This window comes from Helicobacter mehlei, from assembly GCF_007280785.1.
Classification (GTDB): domain Bacteria; phylum Campylobacterota; class Campylobacteria; order Campylobacterales; family Helicobacteraceae; genus Helicobacter; species Helicobacter mehlei.
The window spans coordinates 1-18,057 of the sequence record NZ_VKGC01000003.1; the positions used below are offsets into that span (position 1 = coordinate 1).

An 18,057-nucleotide genomic window follows, 5' to 3' on the forward strand; every position below is an offset into this window, starting at 1 on the left:
TCTTAAACTATCCTCAACATGGGTCAATTGCCCGTTAAGATGTCCCCTATCCTCCACCCTAATGGCCGCTCTTAAAACATCCCCAATTGCGCTAATATCCACCTGTTTGCTGGCTAATTTACGCTCTAGACTCTGCTCGCTCTTAAGCAGATTACCCGCTTCTAGGCTATATTGCCCGGGTATGCTCTGCAAAAGCTCCTTAAACCCCCCTTCTTGCTCTTGGGCGGTGGTGTAAAGTGTCTTAGCTTGATTTTTAAGTTCTGGGGTGGTAGGGTTAGATTCCGTCTTTGCGTTGGACGCTTGCCCAAGTCCTAGCTCGTAACTAGGGTGCTTGGGGTGTCTTTCGGACATTTCCAAGGTAAAGATGGGATTCTTGCGTAAATCCCCCCGCTCAAAATACATCGTTTTAAAAGCCAGTTCATTCTGCCCCTTGCGGATTTGCTCCACCACCACATAATGCCCATTAATTTGTCTCTTTAAATTCTAGCAAGTAATCCACCACTGCTGGGGTGAAATTGACCCGCCCTATGAGCACCATATCTCGCCCCTTAGAAGGACTCTCATCAATCAAGCGTTTAATCTCTTCTAAACTTAAACGCTTGGGCTCTTCTCCCTTATTGCTAGCCCCTGTTGGGGGTTCTGTGCCACTAGGCGGTTTATTGCCTCCCCCATTCCCCCATCTTCACCCTTTGGCCCCTCTAAACCTACATCATCTCCACCTAGAGGCTTTCCACCACTATCCCCCAAATGCGCATTAGGTGTTCCTGCACCTTAGCCAGATATTAAAGCCCAGCCCGTTACAACACACGGCATTAGGATAATCAAAACGCCCAAAGACCATCACACCATGGGCAGATGGCAGTCGGTGCAATGATATGGGAAATAAAACCCATGAAGCCGAAGATCATAATCAAGCATAAAATTTGGAAAATCTTTAGATGACAGTGAATAAAGATTAATTTTTCAAGCTTCTTGTGCTTATTTTGTGTTGGCAAGTTTAAATGGGCTTTAATGCCCTCTGCAATTCTCATAGTATTATCAAGTGGTGTTTCCTACAAGAGGTGCTTAGGAAATTAAGCAGACTTAACGGAGTGCTCAAAATTATTCTCACTTTTTGACTCAGATTGAACCTAGAAAGATCACCAAGAATGCTAGAAGGGTGCGAAATTATAGTGTAAGTGTTGAACTCTTACATAAATTTGTTGCCCATTGTAGTCGTTTTTCTCATTTGGTTGTTGTACGCACATGGATATTCAATGACCTAGCATAACATAAAAGGGGCAACGTTCTCACCGTCTCAAAATGCCTATTGGATAGAAAACAAGGTATATTAAGACGGTATGCGCAGATCTAGCTAACTGTCCAATTCCACAACTCTTTAAGCCATAGACAGTATGTTTGACTTATTTTAGTTTGTTCGTATTCTTTTTTATGGCGTAGGATATATTTTAATTTTTTTCTAATTGCTTGCTTAAGATTTTTATCGCTAGATTGATAGAGTGTTTTTATGAGAGGAAGGAAAGTTCAGTTATACGAATGTTGTTCGCTTATCCTTCTTATTAATCTGATGAGGGAAGTTGAGGTGCAAAGAGTTGTAGAAAACAATGAGGTGAGGTGGGATTCTCTATGATCATCTACATAGGTATTGACATATTTATGTTCTTGGTGGATATGATCTAAAAAATTCATATAGTCAGCTTTATTTTCAATAAAGAGATTGAGGAAAATATAATACTAAGTCTAAACATTCTATCGATATTTTGTCATGGGTGCCCTGCTGAAGCAAACAATGTGATGCCAATATGAGAAAGTTGTTAATCCAACGACCACTCGTGGTCATTGAATTTCCATATTCTTTGGGTTTTGAACAAATATTTGTGAAAATTATTTCTAAAAATTCTTCATTAATCTTAAATTGAAATGTGATATCAGAGAAACGAGTTTAGAAAATATTCTCTAGTTTTCCAGTTTGAAAGTATTTAACACTGTGGCTAAAAATTTCTTGATTCAGTGGCAAAGGAGATAATGCCTTCTTCCTTGTTCTTAGAATGCTACTTATTTCATGCCAACAGCATTCAAGTGCGTTTATATAAAATCTTGTTATACAAGTCGTTATGAGGTTTTTAAATATAGGAGTGATGAGACAGTTGCCAATTCTGATCCGATCGAACTCTTGAAGTTTTTCAAATATTTGTTCGAAGTTGCTACTAGAGTATTCTCTATTTTCCCAATGTGAACGATTCTGTGCAATCTGCGTAAGTTGTTGTTCAAAGTAACTCTCAAATCGAGCACTCTAGCCTACTTCTTCCGCTTGAAGTTAGTGCCAATGTTGATAGTAATTCCTGCCAATCAGTATAGATCACGCCATCGTCATGTTTATAGTGGTGAAGTCCCCAACGTCTGTTTAATTCGCTAAAGAACCATATTTTAAATTCTCTTTTTTTAAAAGCTTCTTTTGAGACTTCTTCACATTGTTGATAGATTTTTAATATAACTTTGCCTGTATTGCCATCGTTGATATGGCTTTCAAAAAGTAAAAAAATACTTTAAAAGTTTATTCTTAAGTGATATTTTGGAGGCACTGGTAAAGTATTAATTTTGTTCTCCGGTGCATTAAAATTAAAAGATATAAGAATGCGCCTTATCTTCCCTATATCTTCTTTATTTACGAGTGTTAATGTGTCGTATTTCTTGATTTCTTTAAAAAATAGTCTTAGTCCATCCTCGTCTTGTTTGCACTTATGTTCTTTTTCATTTTTTGATTTTCCATTCTTCACTTTCCCACTGAAGAATTCATGGATGTACAAGACATGGATGTTTTTTTCTTGTAAAATTCAAATTCAGTCGAATTAAACATGGCGCTTGTCTTAATAAAATAAATTGTTTTCGCGCTATTTAGATTTTGTCGCACTTTGTTTGAGTAAAAATTTACCCAAGAGATGATTTGTTTGACATTTGGATCACCTAAAGAATAGCCAACCAAGATGACAGTATCTGTTGAAAAAACTCCTTTGACATAATTTTCAATGAGCGGGAAATTTTGGCTATACTATGAATAGTCTTTTTCGCAGAAAATAATATTCTCTTTATCCAAGCTCCCATGCATCTTAATGAGTTTTGAAAAACCACCAGAATTTTTAATATCTGCGTCCGTTTTTATAATATAAAAAACATGCCTTCTTTATCAATGGCTCTTTCAAATAAGTCATCCCAGTTAGTTGTAATGAGATTGTTAAGATTGGGTTTGACAATCTCTAAGTGCAAGTTTGGCTCGGCAATTACCATCCCGAAGCTTTAATTTTTCTCTTAATCTTTGGTGGTAGCCTTCCTTCCCAAATTGATTAAAAAACTTTTCAACCAGATGAGATAATCCTCATTTTTTTCTGTACTGCCACGAAGATTCTCTTTTAAGGTATCTATCAATTTTTCCCATGATGGCAACCCAGAACCAGCACTGATTCCAGCACCCGCAAAAATACTTAAGCAACTTTCATCGTGCGCTTTTCTGATGTGCTTTAATGACCTTCCAATAAGCTTTCTGTGTTGATTGCGTTGATCGTTTGTCATAATATCACACCGACACACCTTGTTTTTTGCAATAAAATCCCAAGACCAGCTTAATTATGTGATCTTACAACCATCCGGAAACAAACAGCTTTCTCATTACTTCTCCTTTCTTTAGTATGTGTCATTGTGGTGTATATTATCCGTAGCCCAGACGTCAGTGTGTCCCCCATTTCTATGGATTGCGATTTAGTAGCATTGGAAAATATTTATTTTGAAGTGGTCGGCTAGCTCTCCTAGGTCTTGCATGCTACTAGACTTTTTGAGATTGACAACAGCACTCCAAAGGTAACGCGTAGCTTGGAAGCGTTGGTTAAAATGCTGTTTGTAGTTTGTCTTGACTTGCCCGACTAAACTATTTTCTTAGGACTCTAATCTCTAAAGTATTTCTGTTGCAATACTGCGGTTGTTGTGGTTTGCTTGGATACTGAGTCTAGTGAGTTTGGAATCTATAGAAGAGAGTGTCCCCATACTCTTTCTATTTCTTGGTGCTATCTATATTGAGACTATCTGTTTAAGCGATGATTGTTTTGGTTTTGGATCTCATCAGAATTATTAACACTCCAATGAGTCTTGACTGATTCGTTGGCAAAGTCTCTGGAGAATTTTTTAGTCTCTTATCTGTACTGGCTCATTTTTCAGCACCTCGTTAAATATCTTTCGATAGAATACTCACCGCTCTGAAAATACTCAAAAAGACCGGGAGTACCGTGTCGATGAATATTAACAAGAAAGTGGGCCGTGCAAAGCTCCTGCATTGAGGCTTACAAAACCTACAAACAACGCTCTTATAAAGAGTTTTCAAAAATCCACTCTATGGCTTCCTACCTAGCAATGTTCCCTCCCGTATTACCCCATTCTTTTATTACCCGATATTCCCAAGAAAATGATTTAGTTTATGATCCCTTCGCTGGGCGTGGTACAGCCCCCTTTGAAGCCTGTAGAATGGGGCGCATTGGTATTGGCAATGATTTAAGTCCGCTGGCTTTTTGTTTGATCAAAGCCAAAACAAATATCCCAAAGATTAGCAAAATTAAGAAACGCTTGAATGATTTGGCACGCCACTACCAGCCTCCAGACATTGCAGGCGTGGATATGGATATTAGGATGTTGTTTGATGAAAATTTGACTCTCCCGCAATTAGTCTATCTCAAGCAAAGCTTAAAACTCTCTAGGCCTGTAGATAACTTCATCATGGCTACTCTAGCGGGCATTATGCATGGCAAACACCGCAAAGACGGCACTTCTATATACTGTAGCATTGATATGCCCAACACTTTTAGCATGTCTGCCAACTACATTAGAGGTTTTGTTGCCAAACACGGTCTTAAAAAATTGCGCCAAGATGTGTTTCAATCACTAGAGTATAGAATAGACTCTTTGTTTGCGCCTGCCAAATACCCCCAGCAGGATATGAGCCGCTATCAAAGGGGATATTGTTTCAATGCCGATGCTATAAAGTGTTCCCAAAAAGTCGTGAAAAAATATGGCAAAAACTCTATCACTCTGATCATCACCAGCCCCCCCTATCTGAAAAATATCTCCTATGGCAAATACAACTGGATTCGCTTTTGGTTGTTCAAAAAGGATTTTGAGGGGTTTAAGCAGAACCAATACAGACTTGAGGGACTCAAAGACAATTTAACTTTTGAAAAATATGCCCATTATCTGCAAGAGCTCTTTAATAGCTGGGCAGAGGTGCTAAAACCGGGTGGGCGCGCGGTGGTGGTGATTGGTGATTTACACGCGCTTAATTTGGCTCAAAAAACTTGGGATTGGATACAAGCCCATGGAGGGTGTGCGTTGCATTTAGAGGAGATTTTAGAGGATCAAGCTAAGAGCAATGCCAAGACAACACGCATTTGGGGGGCTAAAAAGGGGCAAGCCACAAAAACCGATCGGATTTTAATCTTAAAAAAGGAGTTGTAGATGGCGCTCACAGATTTTGCAACGGCAAAAAACTTGGATTTTTTTGAAAAAATCAAGCAAGAAGAAAATTTTGTGGGCAATCTCTACGAGCTAGACTACACACAGGCTAAAGTCTTGCTTAACGACTACGATAAAAACAATGTCAAGGGAGTGCCTTTAGGCTGCTTTTTAATGGCAATTTATAGCAATGTGTTGCGTGCAGGGCAGATGGAGGGGATTTTACTTAGGGTGGTAGGGACGGCTGAAATCCCACAGACAAAACAGATCGCAGAGACCCTCACTAACGCCCACATTGACAGAAAAGAAAATAGAAAAGAGATCTTAGAGCCCGATACAATCACTAAATACTTTTACCAGTTTTCAGGTTTGCTGTGCCGTGTTTTGGGGACCTTTTATATGGAGCGAGACAAACTTGTCTTTGGGACCGATATAGAAAATTTTCTAGGGGCACACCATTACAGGGTGTATAAACCCCAAAAAACCGAGCTTAGTGTGATTGTTAATGAAAATACCAAAGATAGCGATTACTTGCGCCAAAAAATAGGCAAACTGAGATACGCCTCAAGCCAATCTTACGACAAAGAGGGGGATTACGCGCCCGATGTTTATTTGCGTGTAGAGGATGTTGTGGCGCGCAGAAGTGCTTTTTTTGGGATGACTCGCATGGGCAAATCCAACACGATCAAGATTGTGGTCATGGCAATTGAAAAACTCAACCAAGAACGCAATGAATCACAAATTGGGCAGATTATCTTTGATGTGAATGGAGAATACACCTTTGCTAACCAACAAGATAATACCTGTATTTACGACAAGCTCAAAGACACCAACAAGGTCAGGCGTTTTAGCCTCTCTTTGTCTAAGACACAGGGGTATGAGGATGTCCAAGCGATTCGATACGATTTTTACAACGACAAGACACTGGAGGAATCCTTTGGCTTATTTTGTGATGAAGTTGCCTTACTGAAGTCATCAGATTATATTAGGGCGTTCAAGGCTGTGGATATGTTCGATCGAGAAGGAGATGATGAGGAAGTCAAAAGGCACAAGCAAAGAAAAAGGGCGATTTACAAGTGTATCTTGCATAGAGCCAAGTTTTTGCATGGGCAGAACTACCAAGTTAAATTTACGAGATTTACACGTCAGAGCAACAAGACTCTAACAAGCAATGAGCCTAAATACCATGAGGGTGTTTCTCTTGAAGTGGCGTGTTTGTATTTTGAAGGGTTGGATCAGTTGGATACAAAATACGAGAAAGACAAGGACTTTGAGGCCTTATTAAAAGTTCTGCAAGCTACTCGTGTAAGTGGGTATAAAGCTTTGATGGACTTAAGACATTTGCATTCTACGCAGGGGAGCGAGGATTATAAGCAAGAAATAGATTCTGCCCTGCGCGCTGGGCAGGTTGTTTTAGTGGATTTATCTAGTGCATCTACAGAGGTGCAAGAAAAATACATCACGAGACTTTGTGCGCATATTTTTGCTAGGTCTATGGAGAAATTCACCAACGACAAAGCACCGGAGTTTATCCAAATGTATTTTGAAGAGGCGCACAACATCTTCCCCAAAGACGACAAGGACTTAAAAAACATTTATAACCGCCTTGCCAAAGAGGGGGCAAAGCTCAATATAGGCATTAGCTATTCCACCCAAGAGGTCAGCTCCATCGCTCCTAGTATCTTGAAAAATACTCAAAACTGGTTCATCTCGCACCTCAACAATAAGGATGAACTTAAAGTTTTGGAAAAATACTACGACTTTAGCGACTTTTCCCAAAGCATTATCAAAAATAATGATGTTGGCTTTGCGCGGGTCAAAACCTATTCCAACAACTTTATTATCCCCGTGCAGATCGATAAGTTTAAAGATAAGAATTAGTATGGGTTATCGCAAGGAGAGAGCATCTAAGATCAACCACCAATATATTATTGAAAATGAAAAAGTGAAGGCGTATTTAGCGAGGTGTGGGGTGATAGATACACCATTAGATATAGATTTTGACAGTGTTGCCACCGCTTTATCCACAATCCAAAACCGAGTGGATTCTCAGATCGAACGCCTTGTTGTGGTGGATGGAGGGTATGAAGAGGTGTGCATAGATGGCAGGTTTCCCTCCAAGAGGCTTTGTTTCTACAATGTGGGGATTTTGACTTTTTCGCTCCAAGACTTAAAATCTCTGGTAAAACAGCAGATCATTAACCCCGATGATTTGGGGAGACTAGAAAAAGACTTCCAACGCTTTTCTTTTGTGCTCTCCATCCAAGGCTACTGTCATGACCAAAAAGATTTTATCACCACCACTAGAGAAAGACTCTATGAAATTTTTAGAGACAATAGCCTTAACGAGGATGGCGATTCTTTATTAAACACTATTAAATGGCTTGTGTTTCAAGAATACAGAGGGGGAGGGGGGTTTATAGAGATCGCATGTGCGGGTTGTGGGGATAGGCACATTTTTAAAAAACAAAGCGCGTCTTATAAGGATTTACAAAACGATTTTTTAACCTGTGCTTGTGGGGCAAAAATTTATATCACCGATTGTTTTGAGCTACACACTTTGGTTGATGAAATTTTAGGGGCCGGAGCTATAGAGTCCTATGTGATGAGCGTGTTTGAGGTGGTGCTCATGCTCTCCATGTTTAGATTTTTAATAGAAGCTAAGCAGTGGGGATGGTTGCCCAAGATTCTTTTTATCAAAGATGGTCCCCTAGCTCTTTTTAGCCGGTTAGATGATTTTGCTTTTAAAGTGGTGCGGGTGTTTTTGCAATATCTCTACGATCGATCGCTACAAGATCGTGTCAGCTATGTGAATTGGATCGGTTTAGATAAAAGCGGTTTGTTCGTGGATCATCTACAAAACTTGGAGCATAAAATCCCCGCAGAAAGCCTTGTGTTGCCTGACTCTGCCTACATCAAAAAGTATATCACCGGCGATACGGGTTCTATTTTTGGACACAACACTTATTTTGGCATGAAGATGTTGGTTAAATCCGATCGCGCTTTCGTGTTGGATGTAGCCATTCCCTTTGGCTTGAATAGGACATACCAGCACTATTTGGAAAGCCCCCATATTGAGGATTTTTTAACCCTCAAACATATTTTAGAAATTTTGAAAGACTTGAGATGTGATCTCTACCAACAATCTTTCATCCCCATCGTGATGCTCAACACCCTCGTGTCCATCTCCAATATTCCCGGTCAAAGGATTCTAAAAAGTTTTTCGCTGGAAGCGATCCACAAGCGAACAGGGAAATGACTACAGGAATTTTAATTGTTGTTAATGCTAGTGGTTCTAGGAAAACCTAGATAAACCAAAGGTCAAGACACCAATTGTGCCAGTACAATAAGATTATCGTCCCATTGTGTATTCAATTTCCGCTCGATAGTTTGAAACTAACAACACCCGCCCCGCACAAAAGCACAAATTCCTCCAGTACTTGAGAGCATTCCAAAAGAACCCGAGGAATTCAAGACACCAGAAGAGTTTGAGGAATGGCAATACAGGCAAAATATGGCTTGTCTTAAAGAGAATAAAAAATTGTTTTCAAGATGTTAGAAGAGGGCACAAACCCCTTTGATTATGTCCCACAAACTCTTAAAACTTCCCAAGATACTATACCAATACTTGAGTGGTGTGAGTGGGTATGAAAAAGTCAAGAGGCACTTGTGTTATTCTTAGCGATCACTATGCGCGCTTTCAAGACAAACTGTGTGTACCTAAACCAACATGCTTTTAATACTCTAATAAAACTTTCACGACCACCACAATTTAAAAACCACAAACATTCCCTATTACATCGTTGATGCCTCCAGTTTAGCCCCTGCAGGGTGGCGGGGCGAGGATTTGAGGATAAATTGCAGGATTTGGTCAATTTTTCTGATACACAGTTCCCCCAAATAGCTAAAGATCGATCGCAAATCAAAAGCAATGTACTAGATAATGATTCCATTACTACGATCCAAAAATGGATGGTAGTTACTCTATTAAAAGCGTTTTGCCCGCTTTAGTGCCCGACTTTGAAAGGGCTTATAAAGATTTGGACTTGGTGTATAATGGCGAGGAAGCGATGCAGGCTTATGTTTAATGCCAAAAGAGGGGCAAGAAAAAACTAAAAAAGTCCTTTTAGAATATTGCAAGTTGGACACTTTGGCGATAGTGAAGGTATGAGGGGCTCATCGTTTCTATTCGACTTTTAAGTTGCTTTTTAATGGCATTCTTAAGAAAGTCCCTGTATAAAAATCCAGCTAGGAACACATTTAGATATTATGGCTGTGGCGTGAGTGGCCGATCAATCTTGTAATGGATATAACAAGCTAGGGGTTGATGATGCTGTGGAAAAGCTGGCTAAGTGCTACAATTGGAGATCGAGCGCACGGACGAACACACCCAAGAGGAAGATAGCGGCTTTAGCGGGCTTTTGGGGAAGGGGGTAAGGAATATGCCTCTTTGTCCAAGCAGATCATCTTCCCGATCCAAAACTCTAGCAGTTTTGGCGGGCGGGCTTTGTAGGAGGGGCAAGTAAAATACACCAACTCTGCGACAGCACCACCTTAACAAGTCTAAGATTCTTTATGGCTACGCCCAAGCCCGGGCGCATATTGTCAAGGTTTGAGTCAGCACGACTTGAGCAACTGGCTAGATAAAGACTATGTACAGACGGAGTGCTTGACTGTAGCTAATGCTTTGCCTGCATCCGCACCCAACGCCCGCAGGAGTTACATAGAATGGCTAAGAGATCAACGCGACCATGCTATTTAATGAATTTTTCGCAGTGCATGCATTTTCCCGATAGTAAAACGCTACGGGCCATCCCACATTCATAGCAGTGAGAATTCTGAGTGTTGATATCATGGAACGTTTCTATTTGAGAACATAATTCTTCGTGAAATGATGTGAGATCTTGGATAGTCCTACCTTGTGTATCTTGTTCCAAGCTTTGAGAATCTTTTGCACCAGTTTCCTTAGTTGGGTAATTTTGTATCAACGCTTAAATCCTTATTGTAAATATCTAAATGCGAATCATTATCGCTGACCCCCATTTTGTGCTTATGTGATTGAAGATAAAATTAATAAGCGGATTTGTTCCACAAAGAAATGAGTAGATAGTTACCAAAATATACATTCAAAAATCATGGTGCTCTTGCTAGCACAGACAAAAGCGATTGGCTCAAAGCCGACATCGAAAGACACAACGGGGATCTCTACCAAACCCTAAGAAATTTTATCTTAAAAATTTATAGCCCCACTCTGGGTAAGGTGATGCCTTGTTGGCCCTGGTATTTGCCTTGTTTGTCCTTGTAACTGGTGGCACACACGCTATCGCCTTGTAAAAACACCACTTGGGCGATGCCCTCGTTAGCATAGACCTTGGCGGGTAGGGAGGTGGTGTTGGAAATCTCAATAGTGATGTGCCCTTCAAATTCGGGCTCAAAGGGGGTAACATTGACGATGATCCCACACCTTGCATAAGTGCTTTTGCCTAGACAAATGGCGAGGACATCTTTAGGCATTTTAATGTATTCAACGCTGTGCGCTAGGGCGAAGGCATTGGGGGGGATGGTGATAAAATCTTGGGTGTGGATGCTCTTTACCAGTGTGGGATCAAAGTTCTTAGGATCGATCACGCCCGGCCCCAATTCAAAGAGCATAAACTCCGTGCCGACCCGAATATCATAGCCATAACTGCTCAAGCCATAGCTGATAATCCCCCGATTGACCTGTTCTTGGCAAAAGGGAGTGATCATGGCATGCTCCGTGCTCATCTGTGCGATCCAAGTATCTGCTTTCAAACCCATGTCAGCCCTTTAATTTTAGTTTGAGTCATTATAACACTAAGCTAGCAAGCGATCCAAGAGTATTTGGGCATGTTCTTGAAAGATCGAAATGGGTTCTTTGAGCGTGGCGTTGTAGTGATCGATAAAGGGCTTATTGATTTGGTAGTAAAGCCGTTTATCCTGCATATTAATGGTGGTGTGGCATGGGATTTTGTGGCCAGTGAGGTAGCTATGATTGAGCAAGAGATCATTAAGAGTGCCTAGCCGATCGCTGGCAACTAACAATAATTTAGCCTTTAAATGCAACACCAAATCCACCACTTTTGTTTTTTCATCTAAGGGCACTAATAACCCGCCAACACCCTCAATAATGAGCAAATCGCAACGCTCTTGTAGTTTGTCTAATTTGTGTTCGATCACTTTAAAATCAATGGGCGGGAGGTGGGGCTCAAAACGCGTAGCCACAAAGGGGCTTGCACCCAAAACATAGCGGTAAAAGCTAATATCGGCAAGTTCCAAAGTGTTATCGATCTTTAGATTCTCTTCTAGGAAAATCGCCGCATCGCTGTGTTCTTGTTTGGCATTGATACCCGTTTCAATGGGCTTGACCAAGAGGGTTTTGATCCCTTGATTATTGCAAAGTCCAGCTAGCTCTTTGGCGATCGTGGTTTTTCCAATCCCTGTGTTAGTGGCACTCACAAAAATAGGCACATACATGGTTATCCTTTTGGTATTTTTCTTTGATCCTAGATATGATACCCCAAACTAACAATACTTTTAGCTTAACTTTTTTATAATGCTTGTAAAATTCTTAAGGATGCCCATGCTTAGAGTGCTTTTTGGGATCAGCCAAACGCAGGAATGCCGGAGCGGTGTGGATGTGGCGATTAGATTGTTTGCTAAGTTTAAAGATGTGCATTTGACCTTGGTACATGTGAGTCCCGAAGTGTTGGTCTATCCTGAAAGTGGAATCATGAATTATAGTCAAACCGAATTCATTGCTAACGAACAATCCAGCCAGCTTCTAGAGGAGTTTATCCAGCTCTTCAATCAGGAGGGCATTGTGTGCGAGAGCGTGCTCAAAACAGGGAGTCCCGTAGATGTGATCTTAGAAATGGCACCCAGTTTTGATCTTCTTGTAATTGGGGCTAGCGAGTCTTCTACATTTTATAAAATCTTTGGCTCCCACCAAAATAGTTTTATTGACAACTCCCCCATCCCAGTCTTGGTTGCCAAGTAAGGATTGCCATGTCCTCTATCACCACCCGATTACACCGCATCTTAAACGCCGCTCTAGCCCTAGCCACAAAACTATCCCACAAATACCTCACCCCCGAGCATCTTTTGCTGATCATGCTCAATGATAAGGAGATCCAAAGCTTTTTAAGGCAAATGGATGTGGATATTTTGGAAGCCAAGCAAATGGTACAAACCTACCTAGTAGAGAATGTCCCTCCGATGGATGCACAGAGCAAACGCCCCGTCTATGATAAGGAATTAACCCAAATTTTCTATGCACTGGGCGACTATACCAAAGAGAGTTACCACAAGGTCCTAGATGTGCAAGATTTTCTCTTGGTGATGTTGCAAGAGAGTGGCTGTTATAGCACGCAGGTTTTAAGTTCCTTTGGGGTTGATTCCATTAAAATTTTAGAACACCCCCCTCTCTCTTTTTCCAAAGAAAAAGTTTCTGCGCTCAAGAAATTTGCTAAAAATCTCAACGCCCTAGCCAAAGAAGATGCTATCGATCCTGTTTCTCATCGGGATAAAGAAATCCAAAAGGTGATCGAAATCTTGGGGCGGCGCAAGAAGAATAACCCCTTGTTGGTGGGCGAGCCCGGTGTGGGTAAAACCGCCATTGCCGAAGGGTTGGCTCTAAGGATCGTGCAAAAAGATGTTCCGGATTTTTTGCTCAACTACACGATTTATTCGTTAGATTTGAGCGCAATGGTAGCTGGGAGTAAATACCGCGGGGAATTTGAAAAACGCTTAAAAAAGACCCTAAAAGAGTTGCATAAGGATCACAAGAGTATTTTATTCATCGATGAAATCCATACGATTTTGGGTGCGGGGGCTTCTAGTGCGGGGGCTTTAGATGGAGCCAATATTTTAAAACCCATGCTGGCTGATGGGAGTTTGAGTTGCATTGGCGCGACCACTTTTGAGGAATTTAGGAGCGTGTTAGAGAGAGACAAAGCCTTTTGCCGCCGCTTTAGCAAGATTGATATTTTAGAACCCTCCAAGCAGGATTGTTATGAGATTTTAGACGATCTTTCTAGCCACTATGAACGCCACCACCAGGTTAAATACAGCAAGGAGGCGCTGAGAGCTTGCGTGGATCTTTCGGTACATTACTTGCCCGAAAACTTTTTGCCCGATAAAGCCATTGATTTAATGGATATGGCAGGCTCATTTAGAAAAATCTATGGGGGCAAGAGTAGCGCACCCATTTTAAAACAAGACATTGAAAATGTGCTCTCTTTTAAGATAGACATCCCTAAGTCCCGTATCAGCTTAGAAAAGAAAAACCACCTCAAAGGTTTAGAGGACAAACTCAAAAAAGAAGTCTTTGCCCAAGATGAGGCAGTCGAACGCTTGGTCAAGGCCATTAAAATCCATGCTTCTGGACTCATCTCTAGTCAGAAGCCCATCGCCAGTTTTTTATTTGTGGGTCCTAGTGGCGTGGGCAAGACTGAGCTAGCCAAAGCCCTAGCCAAGCACATGCATTTGCACTTAGAACGCTTTGATATGAGCGAGTATAAAGAACCCCACAGCCTTTCTAAACTCATCGGTGCACCCTCAGGATATGTGGGGTTTGAACAGGGCGGGTTGTTAGTCAATGCGATTCGCAAACACCCCCGCTGTGTCTTGCTCTTAGATGAAATTGAAAAAGCCCACCCCAATGTCTATGATTTGCTCCTGCAAATCACCGATAACGCCACACTGACCGATAATAGCGGTAAAAAAAGCGATTTTAGGCATGCCGTGTTGATCTTAACCTCCAATGCTGGGAGCAATGCGCTAGGGCATGTGGGTTTTTTAGATGATCACACCCAAAAATACCATAAGGCTTTAAAAGAACTCCTCAGTACGGAGTTACGCTCACGTCTGGATGCCATCTTGACCTTTAGCCCGCTCAGTCTGCACGACCTAGAGAGTGTCGCACTCAAAGAGTGCAAAAAATTAGAAGCCCTCTTAAGTCCTAAGAATATCAGTTTGAGCGTGGAGAAGCAAGTTGCCTCACACTTGGCTTCTTTATGTTTTAAAGACCCTTTGGGTGCGCGGGTGATGGAAAAACTCATTCACGATCAAATCAAGGTCAAACTGAGCGATGAAATTTTATTTGGCGGACTCAAAGAGGGCGGGAGTGTGAAGGTGGTTTTACGCAACCAAGAAATCCAAATTATTTGCAAACCCCCCGCACTCAAACGCGCCAAACGCCAAAAAATCCCCAATACCCCTTAAGGAGTTGCATGCCCGTGTCTGTGGAAGTGCTCTATTCCAAGATTCACCGCGCGCAGGTTACAGATGCCAACCTCAACTACCAAGGTTCGATCACCATTGGCAAATCTTTAGCACAAGCAGCCAAGTTGCACCCGTGGATGAAGGTCGATGTGCTCAATGTCAATAATGGCGCGCGTTTCACAACCTATGTCATTGTGAGCGAAGAAGAGGGCACAATTTGTGTCAATGGAGCAGCGAGTCGTTTAGTACAGGTGGGCGATGTGGTGATCATTGTCGCCTATTCTCTGATGGACTTAGAACAAGTTTCTAAGCACGAACCCTTTATTGTCTTCGTTGGGGACAATAACCAAATCAAGGAGAATGATGTTTGATCTCAACCAACTAGGCGGGCTATTTTCTAATTTACAAGAACAGCTCAAAAGCATCGAGGAAAAGAACAAGAGTGCTTGTTTTAGTGCCAAAAGTGGGGGTGGGTTAGTCAAGGTTTCTATGAATGGTGCCGGTGAGCTTTTGGATATCCAAATTGATGATAGCTTGCTAGAGGACAAAGAGGCGTTACAAATTTACTTGATGAGCGCGTTAAACGAGGTCTATAAGAGTGTGGAGGACAACCGCAAATCTTCAGCTTTGGGCATGCTGGGAGGCTTTAATCCCTTTGAGAAATAAAAGGTGGGTTGGATTATGGTTCTTATTGGTCAGCACCACCCATGCCTATGACTTTTCGCATTGCCAAAAATACTACGAGCTGGCCAGCCGTTCTAATAGCGTCTCTCTTTTTTGGCAAAAGGGGCAGGTCTCCTTTTTACACTCCACCACCCCCCCCAAGGGCGTGCGTATCCTCAAAAAAGACCCCTTCATCGGGTTCTACTTGATCCAAGCTCCCCATACCAAATTTGCCTACCACCTTTTAGACATTAGCCCCGAAGCGTTTAAATACCCCATGGCCAGCGTTTCTAAAACCTATGCTAGGGTGGGCACAATCACCAAGAGACAGGAACGCTTTTTAGGGCATGCGCGCTTTTCAGTTCCCATTGCCCCTAATGGGGTAGTGGGCAATATTTGCTACCAAATCTATGGCGTGGGCTTTAAAAGCAAAGACCCCCATGCATTCATCGAGAGTAAATATATCCGCCGTTTTTTATCCCAAAATACTCCCTATTATGGTGATATTGGCGTGCGGGTGCGCTCACACGGGGCTTTAGTGGTGGAGCTAGTCGATCCTTTCTTTAAAAATAACCCCTTCTTGGAGGGCGATGTGATCACCCACATTAATGGCCAAGCCATCCCCAATAGCGCGCGCTTTGAGTGGGTGGTGAGCAATTTGGCTTATCAGAGCGAGGCGCACGTTACAATCAAGCGCAAGGGCGTGTCCCAAACCTTGCATGTACGTGTGGATAAAAGACATGGCGGGTTTTTACTGCCAGACACTTTTTTAGAACGCTTTGGGGTCGTGTTAGATAGCGATTTGGTGATCACGGCACGCTTAGAGCATCTCCCTGCCCCGCTCAATACACTTAGAGTGGGCGATCAGCTGGTTTGGATCAACCACAAGCCCATCGCCCCCAAGCGTGCCAACCACGCCGATAAATTACGCGCTTTGCAAGAAGCCTTAAGCCATGCACGCATGCAAGGGCGTATCGAGCTCTTGCTCTTAAGAAGAGGTTTGGAGTTTTATATCCGCCTATGACAACCACCCATCTCTATCAGGCCTTTGAGCACTATTTACAAGAATCTAAACCCCAGCTCAACACCTTCCACCCCTTTTTCGAACATGCCTTTTGGGAAATGCTAGAGAATGGGGGTAAGCGTTTTAGACCCAAGCTGTTATTAGCCACCGCCCATGCCTTCAAGCCCCAAGAGAGTTTTTTAACATCCCTATTCCCCATTGCCCTCGCCCTAGAGGTGTTGCACACCTATTCTTTAATCCATGACGATCTGCCTTGCATGGATAACGCCGATTTGAGGCGGGGGGCACTGACGTTACACAAACACTATGATGAAACCAGTGCGGTACTGGTGGGCGATGGGCTCAACACGCATGCCTTTTATTTGATCAGCCAAGCCCGCCTAGCTAGTGATCTCAAAGTAGAACTCATCGCCACACTAGCGCATTGTGGCGGGATTTATGGCATGGTCTTAGGGCAGGCACTAGATTGTTACTTTGAGTGCCAGCATTTAGAACTTAAAGAGTTAGAAACCCTGCACACACTCAAAACCGCTAAACTCATTGCTGGTAGCCTCAAAATGGGTGCGCTGTGTGTGGGCGCACTTGCCCCCCCCAATCTCCCCCAAACCCTCTTTGATTTGGGACTAGAATTAGGGTTATTTTTCCAAGTTAGAGATGACATCATTGATTGCACCCAAAGCCCGCAAGAATCGGGCAAGAGCACGCATTTAGACACCTTTAAAAATAATTATGTCAATCTCTTGGGGCTAGCAAAAGCCCAAGATTACCTAGCCCAGCTTAAAACCCAAATCTTAAAGAAATTACAAAAGCTCCCGCCCCCCCTAACCTCCAATCTCACCGCACTCTTAGAGGAGTTAGCATGAAACCTTCTATTTTGCTCACCAATGACGATGGGTATGAATCTAGAGGCTTGTTAGCCCTAAGAGACGCTTTGAGCGAGATCGCCCAAGTGGTGGTGGTCGCACCCAAGAATGAGAAATCCGCTTGCGGGCATGGGATCACCATCAGTTCCCCTTTACGCATCGAACAAGTGGGTCCGGATTATTACCGCGTAGATGATGGCACGCCCAGTGATTGTGTGTGTTTGGCAATACCTATGTATCAAAAACCCTTTGATCTGCTCATCTCTGGGATCAACCATGGCTCTAACATGGGCGAAGATGTGCTCTATTCGGGCACGGTAGCCGGTGCCATTGAGGGCACAATCCACAAAATCCCCTCAATCGCATTCTCCCAGTGCATTAAAGATCGCGCTAACTTTGGTAGCCATGATTTCAGTTTGGCCAAAAAAGTGGCATGCCATTTGGTTGGGCTCATTTTTAAAAAGGGTTTTCCCTTTGTAGGGCAAAGAAAATTGCTCAATGTGAATGTCCCCCAAATTCCCTTCGAGGCGTGCAAGGGAATTGCCATCACCCAAAAAGGTGTGCGCCTCTATGAAAATAATGTCCATCTCAAAAAAGACCCCAAGGGCAAGCAATACTGCTGGCTAGGGCTCAACCCTTTAAAATGGGAGGAGCGTAGTGCAGAGACTATGAGCGACTTTACAGCTATTTCTCAAGGCTTTGTGTCTATCACGCCGATCACGCTAGACATGACAAGCTACGCAGATTTAAAGACCTTGCAAGAGTGGGTTTAAC

At 42.5% G+C, this 18,057-nt stretch carries 13 protein-coding genes and 1 pseudogene; 10 read left to right on the forward strand and 4 right to left on the reverse strand.

Translation table 11 applies throughout. The features are described 5' to 3' along the window. Both FNE76_RS01705 and FNE76_RS08735 read right to left on the reverse strand, forming a co-directional pair. Positions 1–453, reverse strand: a pseudogene (locus FNE76_RS01705) (hypothetical protein); the annotation flags it as partial. A gap of 2,320 nt (positions 454–2,773) precedes the next feature. Beyond that, on the reverse strand, positions 2,774–2,983 hold the full coding sequence (locus FNE76_RS08735) for a hypothetical protein (protein ID WP_328591489.1): 210 nt from the start codon (positions 2,981–2,983) through the stop codon (positions 2,774–2,776). Positions 2,984–4,305: 1,322 nt separating this feature from the next. Here FNE76_RS08735 and FNE76_RS01715 point away from each other — a divergent pair. The 3 genes from FNE76_RS01715 to FNE76_RS01725 are packed head-to-tail and all read left to right on the forward strand — an operon-like array spanning position 4,306 to position 8,749. Then, on the forward strand, positions 4,306–5,493 hold the full coding sequence (locus FNE76_RS01715) for a DNA methyltransferase (RefSeq protein ID WP_120948569.1): 1,188 nt from the start codon (positions 4,306–4,308) through the stop codon (positions 5,491–5,493). After that, positions 5,494–7,371, forward strand: coding sequence for an ATP-binding protein (locus FNE76_RS01720; protein ID WP_120948568.1), 1,878 nt, complete (start codon positions 5,494–5,496; stop codon positions 7,369–7,371). Position 7,372: 1 nt separating this feature from the next. Beyond that, complete coding sequence (locus tag FNE76_RS01725; RefSeq protein WP_120948567.1) at positions 7,373–8,749, forward strand: DNA double-strand break repair nuclease NurA; 1,377 nt, start codon at positions 7,373–7,375, stop codon at positions 8,747–8,749. Positions 8,750–10,728: 1,979 nt separating this feature from the next. Here the strand turns inward: FNE76_RS01725 and dcd are convergent. Both dcd and bioD read right to left on the reverse strand, forming a co-directional pair. Further along, positions 10,729–11,289: a dCTP deaminase gene (dcd, locus tag FNE76_RS01735; protein ID WP_120948566.1), complete on the reverse strand. Its 561-nt coding sequence runs from the start codon at positions 11,287–11,289 to the stop codon at positions 10,729–10,731. Between the two features lie 36 nt (positions 11,290–11,325). After that, complete coding sequence (bioD, locus tag FNE76_RS01740) at positions 11,326–11,985, reverse strand: dethiobiotin synthase (RefSeq protein WP_120948565.1); 660 nt, start codon at positions 11,983–11,985, stop codon at positions 11,326–11,328. Between the two features lie 106 nt (positions 11,986–12,091). Between bioD and FNE76_RS01745 the strand changes: the two genes are divergently transcribed. From FNE76_RS01745 to surE, 7 genes are read left to right on the forward strand one after another with little or no spacing between them, the layout of a single operon-like run. Further along, positions 12,092–12,508, forward strand: coding sequence for a universal stress protein (locus FNE76_RS01745; protein ID WP_120948564.1), 417 nt, complete (start codon positions 12,092–12,094; stop codon positions 12,506–12,508). Positions 12,509–12,516: 8 nt separating this feature from the next. Then, positions 12,517–14,733 carry an AAA family ATPase gene (locus FNE76_RS01750; protein ID WP_120948563.1) on the forward strand — a complete coding sequence of 739 codons (2,217 nt, stop codon included), beginning with the start codon at positions 12,517–12,519 and terminating at the stop codon, positions 14,731–14,733. An 8-nt stretch (positions 14,734–14,741) separates the two neighbouring features. After that, positions 14,742–15,104: an aspartate 1-decarboxylase gene (gene panD / locus FNE76_RS01755; RefSeq protein WP_328588048.1), complete on the forward strand. Its 363-nt coding sequence runs from the start codon at positions 14,742–14,744 to the stop codon at positions 15,102–15,104. Continuing rightward, complete coding sequence (locus FNE76_RS01760; RefSeq protein WP_120948562.1) at positions 15,097–15,399, forward strand: YbaB/EbfC family nucleoid-associated protein; 303 nt, start codon at positions 15,097–15,099, stop codon at positions 15,397–15,399. The genes panD and FNE76_RS01760 overlap by 8 nt, the downstream gene beginning before the upstream one ends. A gap of 25 nt (positions 15,400–15,424) precedes the next feature. Continuing rightward, entirely contained in the window at positions 15,425–16,420 is a 996-nt protein-coding gene (locus tag FNE76_RS01765; protein WP_235852283.1) for a DUF7488 domain-containing protein, read from the forward strand. After that, positions 16,417–17,283, forward strand: coding sequence for a polyprenyl synthetase family protein (locus FNE76_RS01770; protein ID WP_120948560.1), 867 nt, complete (start codon positions 16,417–16,419; stop codon positions 17,281–17,283). Before FNE76_RS01765 ends, FNE76_RS01770 begins: the two co-directional genes overlap by 4 nt. After that, positions 17,280–18,056 carry a 5'/3'-nucleotidase SurE gene (gene surE / locus FNE76_RS01775; protein WP_143928351.1) on the forward strand — a complete coding sequence of 259 codons (777 nt, stop codon included), beginning with the start codon at positions 17,280–17,282 and terminating at the stop codon, positions 18,054–18,056. Before FNE76_RS01770 ends, surE begins: the two co-directional genes overlap by 4 nt. The last annotated feature ends 1 nt before the right edge of the window (position 18,057 follow it).

Coding starts and splice junctions, on each gene's coding strand:
- FNE76_RS01720 (WP_120948568.1), top strand. CDS start 5,494: ATGGCGCTCACAGATTTTGCAACGGCAAAAAACTTGGATTTTTTTGAA.
- FNE76_RS01725 (WP_120948567.1), top strand. CDS start 7,373: ATGGGTTATCGCAAGGAGAGAGCATCTAAGATCAACCACCAATATATT.
- dcd (WP_120948566.1), bottom strand. CDS start 11,289: ATGGGTTTGAAAGCAGATACTTGGATCGCACAGATGAGCACGGAGCAT.
- bioD (WP_120948565.1), bottom strand. CDS start 11,985: ATGTATGTGCCTATTTTTGTGAGTGCCACTAACACAGGGATTGGAAAA.
- FNE76_RS01745 (WP_120948564.1), top strand. CDS start 12,092: ATGCTTAGAGTGCTTTTTGGGATCAGCCAAACGCAGGAATGCCGGAGC.
- FNE76_RS01750 (WP_120948563.1), top strand. CDS start 12,517: ATGTCCTCTATCACCACCCGATTACACCGCATCTTAAACGCCGCTCTA.
- panD (WP_328588048.1), top strand. CDS start 14,742: ATGCCCGTGTCTGTGGAAGTGCTCTATTCCAAGATTCACCGCGCGCAG.
- FNE76_RS01760 (WP_120948562.1), top strand. CDS start 15,097: ATGTTTGATCTCAACCAACTAGGCGGGCTATTTTCTAATTTACAAGAA.
- FNE76_RS01770 (WP_120948560.1), top strand. CDS start 16,417: ATGACAACCACCCATCTCTATCAGGCCTTTGAGCACTATTTACAAGAA.
- surE (WP_143928351.1), top strand. CDS start 17,280: ATGAAACCTTCTATTTTGCTCACCAATGACGATGGGTATGAATCTAGA.